Here is a 357-nt window from a genome sequence, read left to right as displayed (position 1 = left end):
TATGGTCAACCGGACGCCAATTTCGACACGGAGCAGAACCGCGGCTATCACATCGACGAGGCGGATTTCGACGGCCTGGAAGAGCGTGTCGTGGACAGTACCCGGCCCGGCACCGACGGCCTGGAAGACTCCGATGATCTGGAAGAACGCATCACCGATGCGATCGAGGACCTCGACATAATCGACATGGACGCGATCGACGTGCATGTCGACGAAGGCAAGGTGACGATCGAGGGCGTCGTGGACGATGCCGCTCTGTCTCGCAAGATCGTCCGTCACGTCCAGGACATCCCGGGCGTACGCCTGGTGATCAACAATCTCAGGCTTGCCGGCGTCGACAGCCGCATTCCCGAAGAC

Annotated in this window: 1 protein-coding gene; it reads left to right on the top strand. The window is 60.8% G+C overall.

What is annotated here, in order from left to right; all coding sequences use genetic code 11:
• On the top strand, positions 1-357 hold a 357-nt coding region (locus KVS69_RS19000; RefSeq protein ID WP_217539524.1), incomplete at both ends, for a BON domain-containing protein.

The sequence above is a fragment of the Stenotrophomonas sp. GbtcB23 genome, assembly GCF_019091045.1.
Taxonomy (GTDB): Bacteria; Pseudomonadota; Gammaproteobacteria; order Xanthomonadales; family Xanthomonadaceae; genus Stenotrophomonas; species Stenotrophomonas rhizophila_A.
This window is presented reverse-complemented; position numbering and strand designations above follow the sequence as displayed.